At 73.1% G+C, this 20104-nt stretch carries 17 protein-coding genes and 2 pseudogenes; 8 read left to right on the top strand and 11 right to left on the bottom strand.

What is annotated here, in order from left to right:
- Nucleotides 1–128: 128 nt before the first annotated feature.
- The 3 genes and pseudogenes from ACZ6BG_RS21025 to ACZ6BG_RS21015 all read left to right on the top strand — a co-directional run bounded on the left by ACZ6BG_RS21025 (nucleotide 129) and on the right by ACZ6BG_RS21015 (nucleotide 2107).
- On the top strand, nucleotides 129–440 hold the full coding sequence (locus ACZ6BG_RS21025; RefSeq protein ID WP_469003504.1) for a hypothetical protein: 312 nt from the start codon (nucleotides 129–131) through the stop codon (nucleotides 438–440).
- A 343-nt stretch (nucleotides 441–783) separates the two neighbouring features.
- Nucleotides 784–1440, top strand: coding sequence for a LysE family transporter (locus ACZ6BG_RS21020; RefSeq protein ID WP_469003501.1), 657 nt, complete (start codon nucleotides 784–786; stop codon nucleotides 1438–1440).
- A 43-nt stretch (nucleotides 1441–1483) separates the two neighbouring features.
- Nucleotides 1484–2107 (top strand): annotated as a pseudogene (locus ACZ6BG_RS21015) (histidine phosphatase family protein).
- Nucleotides 2108–2142: 35 nt separating this feature from the next.
- Here the strand turns inward: ACZ6BG_RS21015 and ACZ6BG_RS21010 are convergent.
- The 4 genes and pseudogenes from ACZ6BG_RS21010 to ACZ6BG_RS20995 all read right to left on the bottom strand — a co-directional run.
- Nucleotides 2143–3171 carry a cation diffusion facilitator family transporter gene (locus ACZ6BG_RS21010; RefSeq protein ID WP_469003499.1) on the bottom strand — a complete coding sequence of 343 codons (1029 nt, stop codon included), beginning with the start codon at nucleotides 3169–3171 and terminating at the stop codon, nucleotides 2143–2145.
- 208 nt (nucleotides 3172–3379) lie between these two features.
- Nucleotides 3380–3952, bottom strand: coding sequence for a GNAT family N-acetyltransferase (locus ACZ6BG_RS21005; protein WP_469003497.1), 573 nt, complete (start codon nucleotides 3950–3952; stop codon nucleotides 3380–3382).
- The gene (locus ACZ6BG_RS21000) at nucleotides 3949–4503 is read right to left on the bottom strand and encodes a GNAT family N-acetyltransferase (RefSeq protein ID WP_469003496.1); all 555 of its coding nucleotides are present in this window, start codon (nucleotides 4501–4503) and stop codon (nucleotides 3949–3951) included. The genes ACZ6BG_RS21005 and ACZ6BG_RS21000 overlap by 4 nt, the downstream gene beginning before the upstream one ends.
- Before the next feature lie 77 nt (nucleotides 4504–4580).
- Nucleotides 4581–5381, bottom strand: a pseudogene (locus ACZ6BG_RS20995) (glycoside hydrolase family 16 protein); the annotation flags it as partial.
- A gap of 457 nt (nucleotides 5382–5838) precedes the next feature.
- Between ACZ6BG_RS20995 and ACZ6BG_RS20990 the strand changes: the two are divergent.
- Both ACZ6BG_RS20990 and ACZ6BG_RS20985 read left to right on the top strand, forming a co-directional pair.
- Nucleotides 5839–6687: a GntR family transcriptional regulator gene (locus tag ACZ6BG_RS20990; protein ID WP_469004127.1), complete on the top strand. Its 849-nt coding sequence runs from the start codon at nucleotides 5839–5841 to the stop codon at nucleotides 6685–6687.
- A gap of 133 nt (nucleotides 6688–6820) precedes the next feature.
- The gene (locus tag ACZ6BG_RS20985) at nucleotides 6821–7621 is read left to right on the top strand and encodes an SAM-dependent methyltransferase (RefSeq protein WP_469003494.1); all 801 of its coding nucleotides are present in this window, start codon (nucleotides 6821–6823) and stop codon (nucleotides 7619–7621) included.
- A 43-nt stretch (nucleotides 7622–7664) separates the two neighbouring features.
- Here ACZ6BG_RS20985 and ACZ6BG_RS20980 read toward each other — a convergent pair whose 3' ends face one another.
- On the bottom strand, nucleotides 7665–9047 hold the full coding sequence (locus ACZ6BG_RS20980) for a helix-turn-helix domain-containing protein (protein ID WP_469003493.1): 1383 nt from the start codon (nucleotides 9045–9047) through the stop codon (nucleotides 7665–7667).
- A 310-nt stretch (nucleotides 9048–9357) separates the two neighbouring features.
- On the opposite strand from ACZ6BG_RS20980, the gene ACZ6BG_RS20975 reads away from it, so the two are divergent.
- Nucleotides 9358–10689, top strand: a complete 1332-nt coding sequence (locus tag ACZ6BG_RS20975) for a M64 family metallopeptidase (protein ID WP_469003492.1) — start codon at nucleotides 9358–9360, stop codon at nucleotides 10687–10689.
- A gap of 132 nt (nucleotides 10690–10821) precedes the next feature.
- Here the strand turns inward: ACZ6BG_RS20975 and secD are convergent, their stop codons facing one another.
- Both secD and ACZ6BG_RS20965 read right to left on the bottom strand, forming a co-directional pair.
- On the bottom strand, nucleotides 10822–13185 hold the full coding sequence (gene secD, locus ACZ6BG_RS20970; RefSeq protein ID WP_469003491.1) for a protein translocase subunit SecD: 2364 nt from the start codon (nucleotides 13183–13185) through the stop codon (nucleotides 10822–10824).
- Between the two features lie 252 nt (nucleotides 13186–13437).
- Nucleotides 13438–13869 carry a hypothetical protein gene (locus ACZ6BG_RS20965; RefSeq protein WP_469003489.1) on the bottom strand — a complete coding sequence of 144 codons (432 nt, stop codon included), beginning with the start codon at nucleotides 13867–13869 and terminating at the stop codon, nucleotides 13438–13440.
- 469 nt (nucleotides 13870–14338) lie between these two features.
- Between ACZ6BG_RS20965 and ACZ6BG_RS20960 the strand changes: the two genes are divergently transcribed.
- Both ACZ6BG_RS20960 and ACZ6BG_RS20955 read left to right on the top strand, forming a co-directional pair.
- Nucleotides 14339–14869, top strand: coding sequence for a helix-turn-helix domain-containing protein (locus ACZ6BG_RS20960; protein ID WP_469004125.1), 531 nt, complete (start codon nucleotides 14339–14341; stop codon nucleotides 14867–14869).
- A 58-nt stretch (nucleotides 14870–14927) separates the two neighbouring features.
- Nucleotides 14928–15692: an NUDIX hydrolase gene (locus tag ACZ6BG_RS20955; protein ID WP_469003488.1), complete on the top strand. Its 765-nt coding sequence runs from the start codon at nucleotides 14928–14930 to the stop codon at nucleotides 15690–15692.
- Here ACZ6BG_RS20955 and ACZ6BG_RS20950 read toward each other — a convergent pair.
- The 4 genes from ACZ6BG_RS20950 to ACZ6BG_RS20935 all read right to left on the bottom strand — a co-directional run bounded on the left by ACZ6BG_RS20950 (nucleotide 15664) and on the right by ACZ6BG_RS20935 (nucleotide 20044).
- Nucleotides 15664–16269 (bottom strand): ClpP family protease, encoded by a 606-nt coding sequence (locus tag ACZ6BG_RS20950; RefSeq protein ID WP_190117179.1) that lies wholly within the window; start codon nucleotides 16267–16269, stop codon nucleotides 15664–15666. The two genes, ACZ6BG_RS20955 and ACZ6BG_RS20950, sit on opposite strands and share 29 nt — an antisense overlap.
- 44 nt (nucleotides 16270–16313) lie before the next feature.
- Nucleotides 16314–16982 (bottom strand): ClpP family protease, encoded by a 669-nt coding sequence (locus ACZ6BG_RS20945; protein WP_469003487.1) that lies wholly within the window; start codon nucleotides 16980–16982, stop codon nucleotides 16314–16316.
- 181 nt (nucleotides 16983–17163) lie between these two features.
- Nucleotides 17164–19065, bottom strand: coding sequence for a protein-arginine deiminase domain-containing protein (locus tag ACZ6BG_RS20940; protein ID WP_469004123.1), 1902 nt, complete (start codon nucleotides 19063–19065; stop codon nucleotides 17164–17166).
- A 184-nt stretch (nucleotides 19066–19249) separates the two neighbouring features.
- On the bottom strand, nucleotides 19250–20044 hold the full coding sequence (locus ACZ6BG_RS20935) for an SAM-dependent methyltransferase (protein WP_469003485.1): 795 nt from the start codon (nucleotides 20042–20044) through the stop codon (nucleotides 19250–19252).
- Nucleotides 20045–20104: the final 60 nt, after the last annotated feature.

The following is a 20104-nucleotide window of genomic DNA, read 5'->3' as shown; positions in this document are numbered from 1 at the left end:
CAGCCGGTTCGGTCTGGCCCTGGCGGACGAGGCGGGTGCGGGCGGGCACGCCCGCGGCGGCGTGGTAGCCGCGCGGGCGCTCGGTGCCGGTGTACACGGCGGCGGTGAGCCGAGGAAGCCCACGCGCGGTGGTGGCTGTGGGCCGGCAGGCGGGCGGGCGCCGCGCGGGCGCCGCCGAAGTCGTCGACCAGGACGCAGTCGGCGTCGAAGCCCTCGGGCGGGCAGCCGGCGAGGACCGCGGGAACGCCCTCGGCCGCCGCGGCGAGGCGGCGCTGGTCGAAGCCCGCGGGCACGGCGATGATGCCGTCGACGCGCCGGGCGCTGGCGAACGCCACGCGGTGACGTGGACGCTTCGGGCCTGGCGCGCTGGACCCGGAGCGGTGACGTGGGCGCTTCGGCCCTGGCGCGCCGCCGCCGACGCGGTGACCCGGGCGCGGTGACGCGGACGCGCTTACGCCGAGGACTCGCCAGGTGCGGGGTGGCTCCGCCCACCCCGCACCTCCCTCGCCACAGCGCGCCGAGCACCGCCCCACGTCGCACGGGACCGCCCCCCTTCCGCCGCACCCCGCTCGCCCGCACCACCCGGCACCGCACCGCCGCCCCGCACCACCCGGCTCCGCCCCACACCACTCCACAAATTCACTTGCCCGAGCGCCGACCCTCGCCACACGATCTGCCCATGTCGTTCATCCCGCGCGTGCCCCTGAGCACGCTCTCCGCCGCCCCGCTGTCGCCCGCCTCCACCGGTCGTCCGGTGAAGCGGCAGCAGCGGTCCGGCCGACGGTGGGGGCCGACGCTTCCGCGACGGTGACCGGGTATCTGGTCGGTGGCCTCCTCGCCGGGTACGGCATCGCCATCCCGGTCGGGGCGGTCGCGGCCCACCTGATGGCGCTGACCGCGCGCACCTCACTGCGGACCGGCGCCTGCGCGGCCCTCGGGGTGGCCACGGCCGACGGCGTGTACGCGCTGGTCGCCACGGTCGCGGGCGCGACGGCGGCCCCCGTCGTGCGCCCGCTCATCGGCCCGCTGCGCTGGATCTCCGCGGGCGTCCTGATCACCCTGGCGCTGCGCTCGGCCACGCAGGCCCTCGCCGCGTACCGCCGACCGCACACGGCCGGGCGGAGCGACGAGAACCCGGTGACACCCGCCCGGGCGTACACGAGCCTCCTCGCCCTCACGCTGCTCAACCCGATGACTGTCATCTACTTCGCCGCGCTCGTCGTCGGCAGCCAGACCGACGCGGCGCCGGACCGCCTGGACCAGGCGGTGTTCACCCTTGCCGCCTTCGCCGCGTCGGCGAGCTGGCAACTGCTGCTCGCCGGGGGTGGCGCACTGGTCGGCCGGGCCCTCACGGGCCGCCGTGGCCGCCTCGGCACGGCGTTGGCGTCCAGCGCCCTCATCGTCGCCTTGGCCGTCCACCTGCTGGTCTCGGCCCCATGACCCCCACCGGAACCATCACCGCCCACCACCCAGGAGCACCTCGATGACCGCGACCGCCGCCCGCTACCTCTATCTCGCCCGGCAAGGCGAGGCGTCCCCGGACGAATCCGACTGACCGACCGCGGGCGCCGCCAGGCCGTCCTCCTCGGCGAGCGCCGCCGCGGCACCCCGCCGGCGGAGATCAGCCACGGCCCGTTGCCGCACGCCGCGCAGACCGCAGGGCTCGTCCACGACCAACTCCCCGACGTCCCCCTCACGCTGTCCGAGGCCGCCGGGGACTACATCCCGCACCTGCCGACCCGGGGCGAGTTTCCGCAGGACTCGGACGCCACCGTGCTGGACCGGCTCGCCGCCTTCCCCGCGTGCGAGCGGGAGCGCGGCCCCGCCCTCGCGCAGGCGGCCCGCGACCGGTTCACCGGCCCCGTCGAGGGCGACACGCCCCGCCACGAGCTGGTGGTCACCCACAACTTCCTAATCGGCTGGCTGGCGCGTGCCGCACTCGACGCGCCCGCGTGGCGCCGGCTCGGCCTGAACCACACCAACGCGGGCCTCACCGTGATCCGTTACGCACCCGGCCGCCCGGCGTCCCTGCTCCTCCACAACGACACCGGGCATTGCCCCCCCCGAGCTCCGCTGGACCGGACTGTCGCCCGAACTGCACGTCTGAGCACGCCGGTAGGCGCCCGAAGTTGTCACCGGCCGTCAGTGAGCGTGTGGTTCACGCCGATGCGTGGGGCCGTGGCCGTTGGCGCAGTGGGGTGCCGTGGCACCGCCGGTGGACGCGGACGCCGACGCGGCGGCGGGGTGCGGGGCGTCGTCCTCGTGGTCGATCTGGAGCGTGGTGTGGGTGAGGCCGTACGTCTCGGCGAGGACGTGGTCGAGGTCGCGGCGTACCGCGTGGCAGTCGCCGCCCGGGTGGACGAGGACATGGGCGGACAGGGCTGGCTCGCCGGAGGTGATGGTCCAGATGTGCAGGTCGTGGACCTCCGCCACCGCGGGCGCTGCGGCCAGCCGGTCGCCGATGGCGTCGGGGTCGAGGCCCGCGGGCGCCGCTTCGAGCAGGATCCGGCCGGAGTCGCGCAGCAGCCCGCAGCCCGCCTTGACCATGAGGACGACGACGAAGAGCGTGGCGAGGGTGTCGGCGCGGGCGAAGCCCGTGGTCATGACGACGACACCGGCGACGGCGGTGCCGATGAACGCGAACAGGTCGTTGAGGATGTGCTGGTAGGCGCCCTCGACGTTCAGCGAGGCGCGGTTGGCCTTGGACAGGCACCAGGTCGCCGCGAGGTTCACGGCGACGCCGGTGAGCGCGGTGGCGAGGACCATCCAGCCGGTGACCTCCGGCGGGTGCAGCAGCCGCACGACGGCCTCGTACGCGAGCCACACCGCGGCGAGCAGCAGGGTGAGGCCGTTGGCCTGCGCGGAGAGTATCTCGACGCGCTTGAGCCCGAAGGTGTACGTGCCCTTCGCCGGCCGCGCGGCCAGCCGCATCGCGACCAGGGCGAGGACGATGGAGAAAGCGTCCGTGAGCATGTGGACGGCATCGGACAGGAGCGCGAGCGAACCGGATATGAATGCGATCGCCGTCTCCACCGAAATGAAAACGCCAATCAATACAAGCGCCAGCGAAAGCCATCGCCGGTCGGCGTCGGCGGAGACGCCATGGCTGTGCCCGCCATGGCCTCCTGCCTGGTGATCGTGCCCGTCGTGGTGCGTGTGAGCGTGCCCCACAGGAAGGTCCCCCCGGCTGGTCTCGGCATCCGACGCACGGCAGTCAAGCGCAGATCGACGAGGTCCGCAAAGGCTGCATCGGTGACCGTTTTCAATGCCGGGAATAGCGAGTGTCGAGGGCTTCACGAATCAACGGAATTCACCGTCGAGACAACGGCTGATTAACGCCGTTGGCCACCAGGGCATTTCCCCGTCCGACAACTACAGGTCACTTGTGAGTGGCCTCCGGTGCGACACGCCGCCTGACGTGCAGATGCCCCGGCGCGGGAAACGGCGGTCTGACGGGCAGCACCGCGTGCAGTTCGTAGCCGGTGTTCCCCGCGACCCGGCACGAGGCGACGTTGTCGACCTGATGCAGCAGCCGCAGCCAGTGCAGCCCGCTGTCACCGTACGTCCCGAACGCCCAGTCCGTCAGCGCGTCGAGGGCCCGCGACGCGACGCCCCGGCCGCGCGCCGCAGCCACCGTCCAGTACCCGACCTCACCGACCCCGGTGGCATTCCGGGGTTCCTTGAGCGCGACGTTGGCCACCAGCTCCCGTCCTTCGCCCCCGCGCTCCTCCTCGACGGCGAAGCTGACGTAGTCCTCCGTGGCCCACCCCTTGTGCCGCACCGCCAACCAGCGTGCGGCGTCGGCGTGGTCGTGGACGGGCATCCGCGTCCACCGCCGCAACACAGGATCGCGGTACGCGTCGATCAGCGCCGCCGCGTCACCGTCCTCCCAGGGCCGCAGCACCATGCCGGGCACCCCGTCCGTCGCGCCCACGCGCAGCGTGACGGTCATGGCGCCTCCGGGCCGAACACGTACAGCACTTGCGGCTCGCCCCACTCCACGAAGGCGTCCGCCTCGCGGGCGCCGAGGGTTTGGAGCAGGCGCACGGAGTGGAGGTTCGCGCGCTGTGTCACCGCGACCACGCCGGGCGCGGAGGATCGGACGCCGCCGCGGGCCCAGTCCACGACGGCGCCGACGGCCTCGCGCGCGTACCCGTGGCCCCAGTGCTCGGGCAGGAGTTGGTACGACACCTCCGTGCGGCCGTCGCGGGCGTCCGGCTCGGCCACGACCAGGCCGAGGACCGCGCCGTCGGCGGTGCGTACGACGCTGAACAGGCCGGGCGCGCCCGCGCACTGCTCGCTGCGGGCGCGCACGACATCCTCCGCGACGGGGCCGCCGAGGTGGCGGCGTACCTCCGGGTCCGTCCACAGTCGGGTCACGTCGGGGACGTCCTGCTGCTCGACGGGACGCAGGGTCAGGCGCGGCGTCGTGAGGGAGACGGGCCAGTCGACCGCCGTACGGGCAGGGGCCGTCCGGGGCGGCGTGGGCCGTGGTGCTGTCATGGACTCATCCCAGCACAGCGGCCCGTCACTTCCCGTGGGCGGCCCCGCCCGGTGCGCGCCCGGGTCCGGTGCGTGCGCTACGGCGCAGGCACCGTGTCCTCGAACGCCGTGCCCGCGGCCCGGTACGCCGCGACCCGCTGGGTCGCCTGTGCCGGGGTGAGGACCTGGTCCTTGACGTGCAGGACGTAGTCGACCTGCTGGTGGTAGGAGCGGGGCTGGGTGGCGGGCTGGCCCGCGAGGTCGATCAGCCAGTGGTTGAAGTTGATGGACATGGGACGCTCGGGCAGGTAGGCGGCGTCGTGGGTGCCGAAGTGCCGGCCGTCGATGTAGTACGTGATGGCCCGGTCGTCGATGGTGAGGACGAGGTCGTGCCAGCCCGCGAAGCTCTCGCGACGTTCGGTGTGCTGGTTGACGGCCTGCCAGGGGTCTGGGGCGTAGGTCTCCCAGGACGTCGTGTACAGGATGTTGCCGGGCTCGCCCCAGCCGCCGTTGGGCAGGTACTCGAAGTCGTACTCGGCGTAGTCGTCCGCCATCGGGGCCTTGAGGTCGTTGATGGTGAAGAACGTCTGGACGACGCGGTCGCCGTCGGGGCCGGACGCCGGGGCGTCGCTGAACTTCACGCGGGCCGCGTAGGTGCCGTTCCTGAACTTGGTCGACCGGGTGAGGATCTCGGTCTGCTCGGTGCTCGCGGCGGTGCCCGCGGTCTTCGTCTCCAGGTCCATGACGGAGGTGCCGCCGGTCGACGGGAACGTGATGTTCCGCGGCACCCAGGACGCTCCGGGCACCCCGGGGCCGCCGGAGTCGGAGCGGACGCTCCAGCCGTGCGCGGAGACGCGCGGGTCGTCGTGGGCGGTGTAGGAGAAGTCGTCGAACAGGACCGCGTCGGCCGCCCCGCGCGCGTCGGCCTGCCGGGAGTCGCCCCGCGGGGAGTCCGCGGCGGACGCGGCCGCGGGCAGGACGGCGAGGGCGGCGCAGCCGAGGGCGCAGGCCAGGGCGGCAGCGGCGCGGCGGCGCGGGCGCCGGGCGGGTGCGGGAGGCGGGGGCGAGGCGGGCGTCAAGTGCTGGGTCATGACGGGGCGTTCCTCTCCGGAACTGTGGGGGGAAACCGGTCGGGTCGGCGTGCCGGTCCGACGACCCTCGAACTGACCAGTTGGACAACTGGTCAGCTGACCTCTTGCCGGTGAATGAAGGTGGCACGGCACCAGGGACCCGTCAACCCTGGACGCGCGAGACCACACAGCCCCCAACTCACCTACTCTCGTATCGAGTTGACAGGTTCCGTACACCGGCACCATGGCTACACTTCACCTGACCAGCGAGGTGACGGAGGACGCCATGGAGACCGACGCACCGGGGACGGTGCTCAAGCGGGAGCGTGTGCGCGACTTCGTCCTGGAACTGATCGAGTCCCGGCAGGCCGGTGACGGCATCCCCTCCGAGCGCGCCCTGTGCGCCCAGCTCGGCGTGTCCCGGCCGACACTGCGGGCCGCGGTCGACGAACTCGTCGCGGCCGGACTGCTCGTCCGCGAGCACGGCCGCGGCATGTTCGTCGCGCCGGAGAAGATCACCCAGGAGCTGGTCTCGGGCCGCGCCACGCTGTCGGTGCCGCAGGCGGCGGGCACCTGGTCGAGCCGCCTCCTGGAGTTCACCACCGTCCCGGCCGGCGCCCGCGTGGGCCGCAGGCTCCGGATGTCACCGGCCGGGCGGATCGTGTACGTGGCACGGCTGCGGCTCGTCGACGGCACGCCGATGGCCGTCGAGCACCTGCACCTCAAGGCGGATCTGGTGCCGGGTCTGACAGCGCGCGAGCTGGAGTCGGGCGACCTGTACGCGCACCTGCGCGAGCGGCACGGCGTACGGGTCCACGAGGCCACGCAGACGATCGAGCCGACCGTCGTCACCCGCTCCGAGGCCCGCCTCCTGGACGTGCCCGAGCTGTCCCCCGCCCTGCTCTTCGAGCGCCTCACCACGGACGCGGCGGACCAGCCCGTCGAGTACGTCCACTCCCTCTACCGGGGCGACCGCTACCGCATCGTCTCCCGCCTGGCCCTCGCCCCGACCACCCCGCCGGACGCCGCGTCCGGCGGCCACCACCCCGGCATCCCGCCCGGCGACTTCGCCGAGGGCGACCCCCTGGCCGCGTCGACCCTGGGCGACGTACAGGACACGCCCGAACAGGCGTGACCTCGGCCCCTCACCCTTTGCTCACGCACCCGTTCGAGTCCCGAACCCCCGTCGTACCACCCCCTGCGCGCTGACATAATCCTGATCATCCGCGCCGCGGCCCCTCCCTGCCCCACCCGCACTGGAGTCACGTATGACGGCAGCATCCGAACCCCACGTGATCGACACCAGCAAGCCGCACCCGGCGCGGGTCTACGACTGGCTGCTCGGGGGCAAGGACAACTATCTGGTCGATCAGGAGCTGGCGCAGAAGCTGCCGCCGCAGTCGCGCGAGAACGCGCGGCGCAACCGGGCCTTCATGCAGCGCGCCGCGGCCTGGCTGGCCGGCCAGGGCATCGACCAGTTCCTGGACATCGGCACCGGCATCCCCACGGAGCCGAACCTGCACCAGATCGTGCAGGCGATCACGCCCGCCGCCCGGGTCGCATACGCCGACAACGACCCGATCGTGCTGCGGCACGCCGAGGCACTGCTGGTCAGCGCGCCCGAGGGTGCCACCACCTACATCCAGGCCGATGTCCGCGAGCCGGGCGCGATCCTCGAACACGCCCACGGCTTCCTGGACTTCGACAAGCCCGTCGCGCTGTCCCTGATCGCGCTGATGCACTTCATCATGGACGACGAGGATCCGTACGGGCTCGCGCGCGCCCTGGTCGACGCCCTGCCGTCCGGCAGTTACCTGATGTTCTCGCACGGCACCGCCGACGAGCACCCGCAGTTGGAGCAGTCCGTCTCGACCGCCTACAAGGACGGCCGGGTGCCGCTGCGCATGCGCTCGCGCGCCGAGGTGGAGCGCTTCTTCGACGGCCTGGACCTCGTCGAGCCCGGCCTGGTGACCGCCACCGAGTGGTTCAGGGACGGGCCCGCCCCGCAGCGTGAGCTGAGCGGCTTCTACGTGGGTGTGGCCCGGGTCCCCGGGACCCCGCGCGGGTGACGTCCGCGGGCATCGCGAGCGGGACGGCCGAGGCGGCAGGGACTCACATCGGGGGTGTCGCCGGGGCCGGGCCGAGGGTCGTGGTGCCGGGGGCCGCGCGGTGGCCAAGGCCGGTGCGGTAGGCGTCGAGGGCGGCCTCGACGCGGCCGGTGCGGCGCAGCAGGTCGCCCAGGAGGCGGCACAGGTCCGCCAAGTCGCACGCCGCGCTGGAGCGTTCCAGGAGGGAGAGCGCGGCGCAGTAGTGCTCCTCGGCGCTGTCGGTGTCGCCGCGCTCCTCGGCGATCAGGCCGAGCAGCCGGTGGGCGCCGCCCGCGTGCACGGCGCCACGCTCGGCGCCGAGGGCGCCGACGTCCTCGCCGGACGTGAGCAGGGGCCGCAGCAGCGCTTCCGCCTCGTCGGCCTTGCCGCGCCGCCGCAGCACGTCCGCGAGTTCGACCTCGACCTGCACGGTGAACAGGGCGGCGCGCTTGGAGGCGAGCATGTCGCGGGCCGTGCGCAGTTCGGTCTCGGCGCCCTGGAGATCGCCGTCCTGCGCGTGGACGTAGCCGCGCATCCAGTGGCAGTGGGCGAGTTCGGTGCGGATGTGCAGGTGCCGGTAGAGCTCCTGGGCCTTGGCGAGGGACGCGTCGGCCTCCGCGGTGCGGCCTTCGGCGATGAGGGTGCGGGCGACGCCGCGGTGCATATGGGCGACCAGCGCGGGATCGCTGACGCTCGGGGCGAGCGCGAGGGCGAGTTCGGCGGCGTGCGCGGCGCGGGCGTGCGCGCCCATGTCCATGTAGGGCGCGATGGACGCGGTGTAGAGGAGCAGCAGGGCGTCGGGGTCGTGCAGGCCCGAGGCGTTGAGTTCGTCGAGGGTGGTTTCGAGCAGGTAGCAGGAGTAGCGGAGTTCGCCGGTCAGGAGGTGGGCGGTGGCGCGGCCGCGGATGGCGGGGACGCGCACGGGCAGGGGCTGGTCGGCGAGGAGGCGTTCGGCGGCGGCGAAGCAGTCGCGGGCGTCGGTGAGTTCGCCGGACTCCAGGAGGCAGTCGCCGAGGCCTTGGAGGGCGGTGGCCTGCTCCTCGACCAGGGTGTGCGCCACGGCCTCCTCGTGCAGGGCGCGGAAGAGTTCCGCGGCGTCCTCGGGGGCGCCGGTGGCCAGGGCGCGCCGGGCGTCGGTCAGGCGCAGCCGCAGGTCCGTGGCCAGGCGGGCGGGGCGGCCCGTGGCCAGCTCTTCGTAGTCGACGCCGAGGCGTCCGGCGAGGTGTCGCAGCGCGGCCTCCGAGGGCCGCACCTTGCCCGACTCCAGCGTGGAGACGTACGCGGCCGTGTAGGCGGGTTCGGCCACCTGCCGCTGCGTGAGCCCTTGTTCGGTACGCAGCCTCAGCACGCGGCGGCCGATCTCGACGGCTTCCTCGGACCGGGCGGCCTCGGGACTGTTCTCCGCCACCTCTCCCCTTCCCTAGGTCAGGCCCTGAGCTAAGTCGATGACGGCGGTCATGCATAGATGCCGGAGGGAATTCAGGTGTCTGTCAAGGGTACGGCCACCAGGAACCCGTGTCCGGTGAGCGGGCGTTCCGGCTCCGCGGCCGCCCCTCGTGGCGCCACGGCCACCGCCACCCCTGGCGTGAACTCATCTGTCTCATTACATATCTTGCGCCTCGCCATTGCCTGCACGCCCCCGAAGCCTCTACGTTGAGCGACGCCTTAAACGGCTTTAACTCGCCACTTACACGGCGGACTTCGGAAGGACCCCCACCATGCGCAGACGCAAGTCCGGCATAGCCAGACGTACGCCGCTCAAGATCGCGACAGCCGCCGGGATCGCCCTGGCGGCGACCCTCGCCGCCACCGCGGGCGCGACCGCGGAGCCCGAATCGCCCTCCCCCCGGAGCGGCGCCGACTCCACCCAGCACGTGGAGTACTTCACCGGCCCGGAAGGCCACCCCCGGCACACCGAGGTGCCTGCTCCCGACCCGCTCACCGCCAAGGAGCGCAGGACCGCCGCGGACGACGGCACCGTCGTCCCGATCGTGCAGAACGGCCCGGTCGGCTCCAAAGCCGACGTCGTCTTCATCGGCGACGGCTACACCGCCGCCCAGCAGGAGGACTTCCACGCCGACGTGCGCACGAAGTGGGCGGAGGTGTCGGCCGTCGAGCCGTACGCCTCGTACAAGAACCTCTTCAACGTGTGGGCGGTGGACGCCCACTCGCGCCAGTCGGGGATCTCGGGCGACCCGACGAGCGACGTCCGCAAGGACACCGCGCTCGGCTCGGCGTTCTACTGCGACGGCATCGAGCGGCTGTTGTGCGTCGACACCAACAAGGTGGAGGCGTACGCGAGCAAGGCCGCCGATCCCGACCTGGTGATCGTGCTGTCCAACTCCACCAAGTACGGCGGCGCGGGCTACAACGACATCACCTCGCCGTCCGGCTACGACGGCATCGCCACCGCCTCCTCCGACAACGAACAGTCCTCGCAGGTCGTCGTGCACGAGACGGGGCACTCCCTGGGCAAGCTGGCGGACGAGTACGTGTACGACGAGTACGGCACGTACACGGGCGCCGAGCCGTGGGAGTCGAACATCAGCAAGCTGACCGCCGCCCAGCTGACCGCGCAGAAGAAGAAGTGGTACCGCTGGATCGGCCAGTCCTCGCCCGACGGCGGCACCGTCGGCGCGTACGAGGGCGGCGGCTACTACCCGCGCGGCCTCTACCGGCCGACGGACAACTCGATCATGCGCACCCTCGGCCGGGAGTTCAACTCGCCCGGACGCGAAGCCATGATCGCGGGCTTCCACCGGCACGGCTCGGCCGTCTCCGCCGTCACCCCCACCGACAAGGAGGTGCGGCGCGGCCAGCGCGTCAAGGTCCTCGCCGCCGAGGGCGTCCGGCTGCGTTGGTCCGTCGACGGACGCGCCGTCAAGAAGGGCGTCGACGCGCGGTCCATCACGCCGAAGGCCCTGGGCGTCCCCGCCGACGGCCGCGCCCACAAGGTCACCGTGCGCGCCACCGACCCGACCCGCGCGGTCCGCGCCCCGGAGCTGCGGAAGCTGCTCAAGGGGTCGCTGACGTGGCGGGTGGCGCGCTGAGACACCCTGCGGCCGGGTGACACCGTGCGGCCGGGTGACATCGCGTGACCGACGGGGGTGCCCGCCGGGTCGCCGCCTCCTCAGGGACTCCTCAGGGAGCGGCGAACCCGGCGGGCACCCTTGCGCATGCCGTCAGACGACCGCGCCCGTCCCACGGTGCCGCTTGGCCTCCAGCGGACTGCCGTCCTTCGGCCGGTCCCGCTCCCCCGCGGGCCGCCGGCGCGGCGGGGCGGGCTTGCGGCGCTCCAGGGACACGGCGACCGGAACCGCCACGGACACCGTCGACGCCACGCCGACGACGACGCCGGCGATCAGGGCCACCGAGAAGTCGGCGAGCGAGTCGCCGCCGAGGACCGCGAGGGCGGCCAGGACGAACAGGGCGCCCATGCCGGTGTTCACCGTGCGGGGGAGCGTTCGGATCACGGCGGTGTTGGCCGTTTTGGCCAGGTCGGCGCGGGGGTCGCGGCGTCGGGCCTCGCGGACGCGGTCGAAGACGACCACCGTGTCGTTGACGGAGTAGCCGATGACGGTGAGCACGGCGGCGAGGAAGACGCTGTCGACGGTCTTGCCGAGCCACGCGAAGAGACCCACCACCAGCAGCACGTCATGGACCATCGCGGCGACGGCCGCCGACGCGAACGTCCAGCGGAACCGGACGGTGAGATAGATCAGTTGGGCGGCCACGGCGATGCCGAGGGCGATGAGCGCCTTCTGGCGCAGTTCGTCGCCGAGGCTCGGGCCGATCCGCTCGTCGCGTTCGACGGTGGCCCGGCCGCCGCCCTTCTCGGCCAGGGCCTCCTTGATCTTCTCCTGTTCGGCGTCGGTGAGTTCACCGGTCCGTACGGTGATGTCGTCCGAGCCGGACTCCTGCACCACCGCGCGCGGAAAACCGGCGTCGGCGACGGCCTTGCGGGCGGTGTCGGCGTCGACCTGCTTGCTGGTGCTGTACTCGACGAGGCGCCCGCCGGTGAACTCGACGCCCAGGTCGAGGCCGCGCAGCGCGATGCCCGCGACGGCCACGGCGACGAGCAGGGTACTGGCGCCGAGCCAGCGGCGCCGACGGCGCACGATCTGCGGCTCGCGGCGCGCCAGCAGGGTGCGCAGCCGCCCCGAGGTGGCGAGGCCGGTGAGGCGGGGGCGACGGCGCACGAAGCCGCGGCGGACGGCGGTCTCGGCGAGCACCCGCGTGACGACGAACGCCGACACCATCGACACCAGGACGCCGATGGACAGCGTCACCCCGAAGCCCTTCACCGGTCCGGTGGCGAAGGAGAACAGCAGGCCCGCGGCGAGCAGCGTCGTGACGTTGGAGTCGATGACGGCGCTCCAGGCCTTGGTGAAGCCGGTGTGCAGGGCCTTGGGGAGGCTTCTGGCGCCCGCGCCCCGGTCGCGGGAGTCCGGGTTGGTGGCGCGGGCGCCGAGGTACTCCTCCCGCGCGCGTTCGAAGACCAGCACGTTGGCGTCGACCGCCATGCCGATCGCCAGCACGAATCCGGCGAGCCCCGGCAGCGTCAGCGTGGCGCCGAGCGCGAGCAGGGCCGCGTACGACATGAGTCCGTACAGGGCCAGCGCCACGGTGGCGAGCGCGCCGAGGAGCCGGTAGACGAAGGTGATGAACAGGGCGGTCAGGGCCAGGCCGATGAGGGCGGCCTGGGTGCTCGCGGCGATGGCCTCGGCGCCGAGCGTGGGGCCGACGGTGCGCTGTTCGACGACGTCGACGGGCACCGGCAGGGCGCCGCCCTTGACGAGCGCGGCCAGGTCCTTGGCCTCGTCCTCGTCGAACCCGCCGGTGATCTGGGTGCTGCCGCCGGTGATGCCGGTGCCGCACCGGACGTCCGCGTTCACGCCGGGCGCCGAGATGACCTTGCCGTCGAGCACGATGGCGACGCGCCGTTCGGGAGCGCCCTGCGGCGCGCACGCGGCCTCACCGGTGACCCGCGCCCAGTCGCCGCCCGCCTTGCCACGGAAGTCGAGCGTGACGTACCAGCCGTTCATGGACTGCTGGTCGAGGGTCGCCTCGGCGTTCTTGACGCCCTCGCCGGTGAGCGCGGTCGGGCCCAGCACGACGTAGCCGCCGGGCCGGTCGGGGTCGGGCAGGGTGCGGGAGCCGTCGGCGGCGGGCCGGGCCGAGCCCTTCCGGTCGGTCTCGGCGGTCACCGGGTGCACGGTCAGCTGCGCGGTGCGGCCGATCACTTCGGAGGCCTCGCGGGGGTCGCGCACCCCCGGCAGTTCGACGACGATCCGCCGGTCCCCGGCCTGCGCGAGGCTCGGCTCGGACACGCCGAGGGCGTCGACGCGCTGCCGCAGGACCTCCAGGGCCCTGCGCGTGGCGTCGGCGTCGGCTTCGACGGTGGGTGAGTCCTTGGTCTGCAGGACGATCTGCGTACCGCCTCTGAGGTCGAGGCCGAGGCGGGGTGACTGGGTGAGGGCGAGGTACAGCGAGGCGGCGACGGCGACGAGCGCGACGATCGCCCGCCACAAGGGTGCGCGGGGCATGGGAGTTCTCCACATCCACGGGGACCCATGGGGCCCGGGGGCCGTGGGGCGGTGAGGCCGATCGGTCCGGGCGGGCCAGGAGTCCGTGAGGTCCATGAGTTCGTGGGGTTCACGGGTGCGTGAGGTTCACGGGTGCGTGAGGTCCACGAGGAAGGCATGACGAAGGGGGACGGCCCGGGGACCGGTCCGGGCGCGGGGCAGGCTCGTGCCCCGGCGGGTCCGGCCTGGCGGGCGGCGTCCGGTGAGGTGTCGTCAGCTCTGTCGGGACGGGGGTCCGCGCGGCTCGGGCGCGGCGTCCGCGAACCGCGTGGACGGTGTGGAGGTACTCGGGTGTGCGTCCGGTCCGCCGAGGGCCCGCAGCGGCGCGTGGTCGGCACTGGGGCCGGCGGCGCCGGGGTACGGCGGGTGCGGGACGTGGGCGTGGTGGAGGTGCGCGACGGTCGCGTGGACGGCGCGCGGGGTGTCCTGGCCGGACGAGACGTACGGGCCGTGGGGCCTGGGGCGTTGCTGGCCCGGGGAGTTGGAGGTGTGCGGAGGGCTCGGCTGGGTCGCGGCGGTCCAGGCCTGGACGGCGGGTCCCGTGGCCGCGCTCGCGACGCGGGACGGTACGGCGAACGCCAGGACGGCGACGACGGCCGAGAGCAGCGACGCGGCCAGCCGAGCCGACCGGGTGCGATACGGCACGCGGGGCCTCCTGGTCGAGTCGGTGCCGGAGCGGCGTGTGATCGGCGGCGGTCGGCGAGCGGGCAGGTGGTTCGTACGTGTGGTTCGTACGTGAGCGGGTGGGACGCGAGCGGTGGGGACGTGGAGTTCGGTGCGAGGTCGGTGTGCGGTGGGCGCCCGGGGCGCCAACCGCTTCAACGCGCGGGGCAATTGATTAGGTTCCCGACGACGCGCTCCGGCGTGTCGCGGACGAGCGTGCCCCGTGCCCGGCTCGGCCATGCGGCGCGCCCACCCCAGGACTTCGCCCTGGACCTTCCCCTTTGGACTTCTCCCTTGCACTTCGCCCTGGGCAGAACGCGCTACGCCATCGGCAGAACGCGAACCACCGCGGGAACACCACTCCTAACCTGAAGCCGTGAGCAGCCACGCGACGAACCCGACGAATCCCACGAGCCCTCCGCACCAGGCGGGCCGGGCCGCCGCCCGCGTCATCCCCCTGCGGCCCGCGCGCCCCGCGCGCCCGTCCCGGGACCCCGAGGCCGCAGCGCCGCAAGCCACCCCGGCCACCGCGCCCGCGCCCGGCGCCACCCCGGGCCCCGGCCCCGCCCCCAAAGAGCCCCTGTGGCGCCACCTCGTCGGGAACGTGCTGCGCCGCGAACGCCGCGCCCAGGAGCGCACGCTGAAGGATGTCGCGGACGCGGCGCGGATCTCGGTGCCGTACCTCTCCGAGGTGGAGCGCGGCCGCAAGGAGGCGTCCTCCGAAGTGCTCGCCGCGGCGGCCGCCGCCCTTGGCCTCGACCTCGCCGACCTCCTCGCGCTGGCCCACAGCGAACTGCTCGCCGCCGCGCGCCGCCCGCGCGCCCGGGACCAGCGGGTCGCGACGCCCACCGCGACGGCCCGGCAGCGCCCGGCCACGGCACCCCAGCAGCGCGCGGTGTCCATCGTCACCACCCCGCTCGCGGCGCCGCGCGGCACAACGAACCACGGCACGCACCGGGCCCAGCTCCGGCTCGCCGCCTAGGCCCAGGGTGCCCGGAATCCCGGCCGGGACGACCGGTCCGGCGTCACCCCCGCCCGGCGTGGAGCTCCTGGACGTACACCGCGTCCGCCTCGTGGAGGCGCCCGCGCCCGAGCCGCCGCCGTGGGAGCGGCTGGCCATGGACCGCGTCTGGGACGAGGCGGTCCGGGCCAACCCGAGCCTCTTCGACGGACCGGTGGCGGCGTGCACGGGGCTGACCCGGGAAGGCTCGCACGGCGTGGTCCTCACCTGGGCCAGGACGACGTACCGGCGCTACGCGCTGCGGTGGGTCCCGGGGGCCACCGCGCGCCTGCCCGGGCTCTTCGTCGACGTCGTGCAGCCGACCGGCGACGGCCGCCTGCTCGTGGGCCGCATGGGGCCCTCGACGTCCACGCCCGGCCGCTGGCTGCTGCCGGGCGGCTGCGTGGAGCCGCCCGCCGACGGCCAGGTCCTCGACCTGGCCGCGCTGCGCGGGCACGCCGCCCGGGAGCTGGCCGAGGAGACCGGCGTCGAGTCGGTGCCCGGGGAGCTGCGGCTGTGGCTCGTGACGCGCGGGGCGCACGGCAGCGTCGGCGTGCTGTTCCTCGCTCCGCCCCGCGCGGCCGTGCTGCTGCGCGAGCGCTTCGCGGCCGTGGTGTCCGCCGAGACGGCCCGGGGCCGCGAGCCGGAGCTGGACCGGATCGCGTTCGTCGGCTCCCGGGCCGAGGTGGCGGAGCTGGCCGGTCCGCACGCCGACCCCGCGCGCCGTGCCGACTATCTGGAGCCGGTCGTCACCCGGTACGCGGCGGGCGCGCCGCTCAGACCGCCACCGCCCGGCGGCGGCTGACGACCTCGTCGGCGAGTCCGTAGGCGACCGCCTCCTGCGCGGTGAAGACCTTGTCCCGGTCGGTGTCCGCGCGCAGCGTCGCCACGTCGTGATGGGTGTGCCGGGCGAGGACCTCCTCCACCTGGGCGCGGATCCGGACCATTTCCTTGGCGTGCAGGCTCAGGTCCGACACGGTGCCCTGCTGGCCGCCGCTTGCGGGCTGGCCGAGCAGCACCCGGGCGTGCTCCAGGACGAACCGCCGCCCGGGGTCGCCGCCCGCGAGCAGCACGGCCGCGGTGGAGGCGGCCTGGCCGACGCAGAACGTCGAGATCGGCGCGCCGACGAACGTCATGGTGTCGTAGATCGCCATGAGTGAGGTGACGGAGCCGCCGGGCGAGTTGATGTAGAGCGCGATCTCGTGCTCCGGTGCGGCCGACTCCAGGTGGAGGAGCTGGGCGATGACGACGTTCGCGACGCCGTCGTCGATCTCGGTGCCGAGGAAGATGATGCGCTCGGAGAGCAGTCGGCTGTAGACGTCGTACGCGCGCTCGCCCTGCGGGGTGCGTTCGACGACGGTCGGGATCGTGTACTGGCTCATGGTCATCGGGTACGGGCCCGCCTGCCGCGTGGAGTGGTCCATCTCTACAGCCCCATCCGTCGCTTCGAGGCCGCCGGGCGGACGTCGGCGAGCGACGTCACGACGTGGTCGACCATGCCGTACTCCTTGGCCTGTTCGGCCGTGAACCAGCGGTCGCGGTCGCCGTCGCGGGCGATGGTCTCCGGGGACTGCCCGGTGTGCTCCGCGGTGATCCTCTCGATGGTCCGCTTGGTGAACTCCAGGTTCTCCGCCTGGATCGCGATGTCGGCGGTGGAGCCGCCGACACCGGCCGACGGCTGGTGCATCATGACGCGCGCGTTCGGCAGCGCGTGGCGCTTGCCGGGGGTGCCGACGGTGAGCAGGAACTGGCCCATGCTGGCGGCGAATCCCATGGCGAGCGTGGACACGTCGTTCGGGATGAGCCGCATCGTGTCGTAGATCGCGAGTCCGGCGTACACGCCGCCGCCGGGGCTGTTGATGTACAGGCTGATGTCGGTGCGCGGGTCCTCGGCGGACAGCAGCAGGAGCTGGGCGCAGACACGGTTCGCGGAGACCTCGTCGACCTGGGTGCCGAGGAACACGATGCGCTGGCCGAGGAGTTGGGCGGCGAGCTGGTCGTCGAAGCGGTTGGCGGGGGTGTCCCCGTCCTCGGCGCGCGGGAACGCCGGCCTGGGCGTCCCGGCGGTGTGCGGCAGGGTGTACGGCGGTGTCATCGCACGGCCTCCTCGTCGTGGTGCGGTCGGTGAGATCCACTGTGGATCGCGAGGAGGCGGCCCGGCCTGCTTCTTGGCCGTCGGCAGATTCGCCGACGGCAGACGCGCTACGGCGGCTCGACCCGGTGACGGGATGCGGGACCGGCGCCCGTGGTGGCGCGCCGGTCCCGCGGGGACGGCCCTACGCCTTGGGCCACCACGGCGCGGTGGCGTCGCGCAGTGTGTTGGTGCCGCAGTGCACCTCGCCCATGCCGAGGTGGTACGTGTACCAGTCGTCGATGTAGGTCGTCTTGAAGCCCGCCTTGGCGTACACCGAGGTCACGGCGTCGGTGAAGATGTCACGGCCGCCGATGACCGGGCCCCACTGCTGGGGCGCCAGGTAGCGCGTCGGGGTGAGCAGGACGCCGTTGACGGCGCCCGGCACGTAGGCGCTGTGCGTCCGGGTGGGCGCCTGGCGGGCGGCCGCGCCGTCGCCGCCGCGGTCCTTCTGCTCGTCGGCGCCGCGCAGCTGGTTGAACTTCTGCAGCCGGTCGGGGCCCATGCGGCGCAGCTTGCGGCTGTCGCTGAGGGCGCTGCTCTCGTCCCCGTCGCGCGTGAACAGGCCGGGCACCTTGACGATCTCGTCGTCGGTGATGCCGGTCTCGCGCTTGAGGATGTCGAGGTTCGCCTTGATGCGCTCGGCCGCCAGCTTGTTGTCGGCGTGGAACTTCGACGAGGCGAGGACCTTGTCGATGGTCTCCTTGGGGGCCGGGACGTCAGGGGAACTCGGTACGGAGAACATCTTCTTGGCGCCGTGGCCGTCCCGCTTGGCCTTGGCGAGCAACTCCACGCCCATGGCCGGATCGGCGACGCCGATGCGCCAGCCGCGCGGGGTGTCGGCGGGCAGGAACTGGATGAACTCGTCCACGTGGCCGACGGTCAGCCAGGACGTGTCGAGCAGCAGCGGCGCCTGCACGCCCTGCGACTTCAGGAACGTACGCATCGCCTTGGCGGGCTTGGAGCCGGAGTCGGCGCGGTAGCCCTGGATGATGCGTCCGGCGGGGTAGCTCTTGCCGTTCAGGGTGTACGGCGGAATGGTCTCCAGGTTGCCCATGGAGTTGAGCGTCCACTCCTCGCTGTCGCGCACCCCGTTGACCTGCACGACGCCGACGTCGGGTCCGCGCAGCTTCTCGAACAGCTCACGTCCGGCGTCCCGGTCCGGCTGCGCGGAACGGATGAGGACGCGCATGGTGTGCTGCTTGCCACCCGGGCCCGGGACGCTCGCGTAGGCCGGTTCGACGAAGTCCTGCGCCCAGGGGTCGGCGTACTTGGTGAACTTCGTCATGGGCTTGGCTATCCCGGCGTCCTTCACCTTCTTGGCGAGGTCCTTGACGAACTTCTGCTGGGCGCGGCTGTAGGGACCCTGGCCCTGCACCTCGGTGACGAGGACTTCCTCGGTGCGCTGCAGGTGGTGGTGGGTGAGGACCGGGGCGGTGCGCAGCACGACGTCGTCGGAGCGGGACGTGCCGCCGCCGGTGACGGTGAAGCGGACCTTCACCTCTCCGTTCCACTTCGCCGCGTCGCGCACCACGTCGGTCGCCTCGACGCCCAGCTCGACGCCGTCGCGCAGTTCCTTGGTGGTCAGCTTGTCGGTGGGCCGCAGCAGGGTCCAGCGGCCGTCGCGCTTGATGAACAGACGGGACTTCTTGGCGCCGGCGCCGACCGTCTTGGCGGTGCCGTGGCTGCCCGCCGGGGTCTTGGGCAGCGGCACGGTCTTGAGCCGGGCCAGGTCGGCGGCGTCGCGCGCGCCGTTGACCTTGGTGTCCGACGCGTCGTTGCAGCGGGCCAGCTTGGCGTCCGTCAGGGGCTCGCCCTGCGCGTCCTTGACGGGGCAGCGCTTGGCGTCGTCGTCGACGTTCGGCAGGACGACGGCGCCCCGGGTCGCCGTCCAGGTGTTCTCGCCGGCCGAGTCGGCGGTGCCCTCGACGTCGACGGTGCCGTCGCGGTTCACGTCGGCGCGCAGGTCGGGCACCTGGGGTGTGGCCTGGGTGCTGCCCGTCTCGGCGACGGCGGTCGCTCCGGTGGCGGCGAGCACCCCGGCCATGCCGGTGGCAAGAGCGGCGTTTCTCCATCTGTGCGTGCGCACAGTTCCCCTCCTTGTTCTGGCCCCCTGGTCAGTTGGTCAGGACGAGGGCCGTTGCGAAGGAAGAGTCATCTCGGGCACGGGAGGTTGATGCGCGGGAGGAAGAGATGGAAAAAATGCCGCCCGGCCGTGGTCAGGGCCAGGGTCAGGGCTTGCGGGCGACGCCCCCGAAGTCGTCGACCTCCGCGGGGGGCGTGGATCCGCCGGGCTCCGGGCGCCACCGGGACACGGAGACGAGGCCGGGCTCGACGAGGTCCAGGCCGTCGAAGAACCGGGCGAGTTCCTCGGGGCTGCGGTTGACGCGCGGGTTGTCGCCCGCCTCGTTCCACTGCTCGATCATCCGGCGCATCTGCTCGGGCCGGATCACCTCGGTGTCGTCGCACAGGACGAGGTGGCTGCCGGACGGCAGGGCGCCGGTCAGGCGGGCCACGACCTCGTACGCGGAGTCGTCGGTGAGGTGGGCGGTGATGCCGAGCAGCATCAGGGCGATGGGCCGCGTGAAGTCCAGGGTGGCGGCGGCGCGTTCCAGGATGGTGCCGGGGTCGCGCAGGTCGGCCTGGATGTAGTCGGTCGCGCCTTCGGGGGCGCTGGTGAGCAGGGCCGCGGCGTGGGCGAGGACGATCGGGTCGTGGTCGACGTAGACGATCCGGGACTCGGGGGCGGTCCGCTGGGCGACTTCGTGGGTGTTGTCCGCGGTGGGCAGCCCGGTGCCGACGTCCAGGAACTGCCGGATCCCGGCCTCGGCGACGAGGTAGGTCACCGCGCGTGCCAGGAAGGCCCGCTGGGCGCGGGCGATCTCGGTGATCTCCGGGTTGGCAGCCCGGATCTCGTCGCCGACCCGACGGTCGACCTCGTAGCAGTCCTTGCCGCCCAGCCAGTAGTTCCAGATGCGCGCCGAGTGCGGCACGTTGCTGTTGATGAGCGATACGTCGTACGTCATGACGACTCCCCCTGGTCGGTCGGCCCCTGCCGCCCTCAACCTAGCCCGCTGTGGTCATGG

It is taken from the genome of Streptomyces sp. NPDC041205 (genome assembly GCF_055591765.1).
The sequence above is the reverse complement of the archived record's forward strand: the minus strand, read 5'-3'. Positions and strand labels throughout refer to the sequence as shown.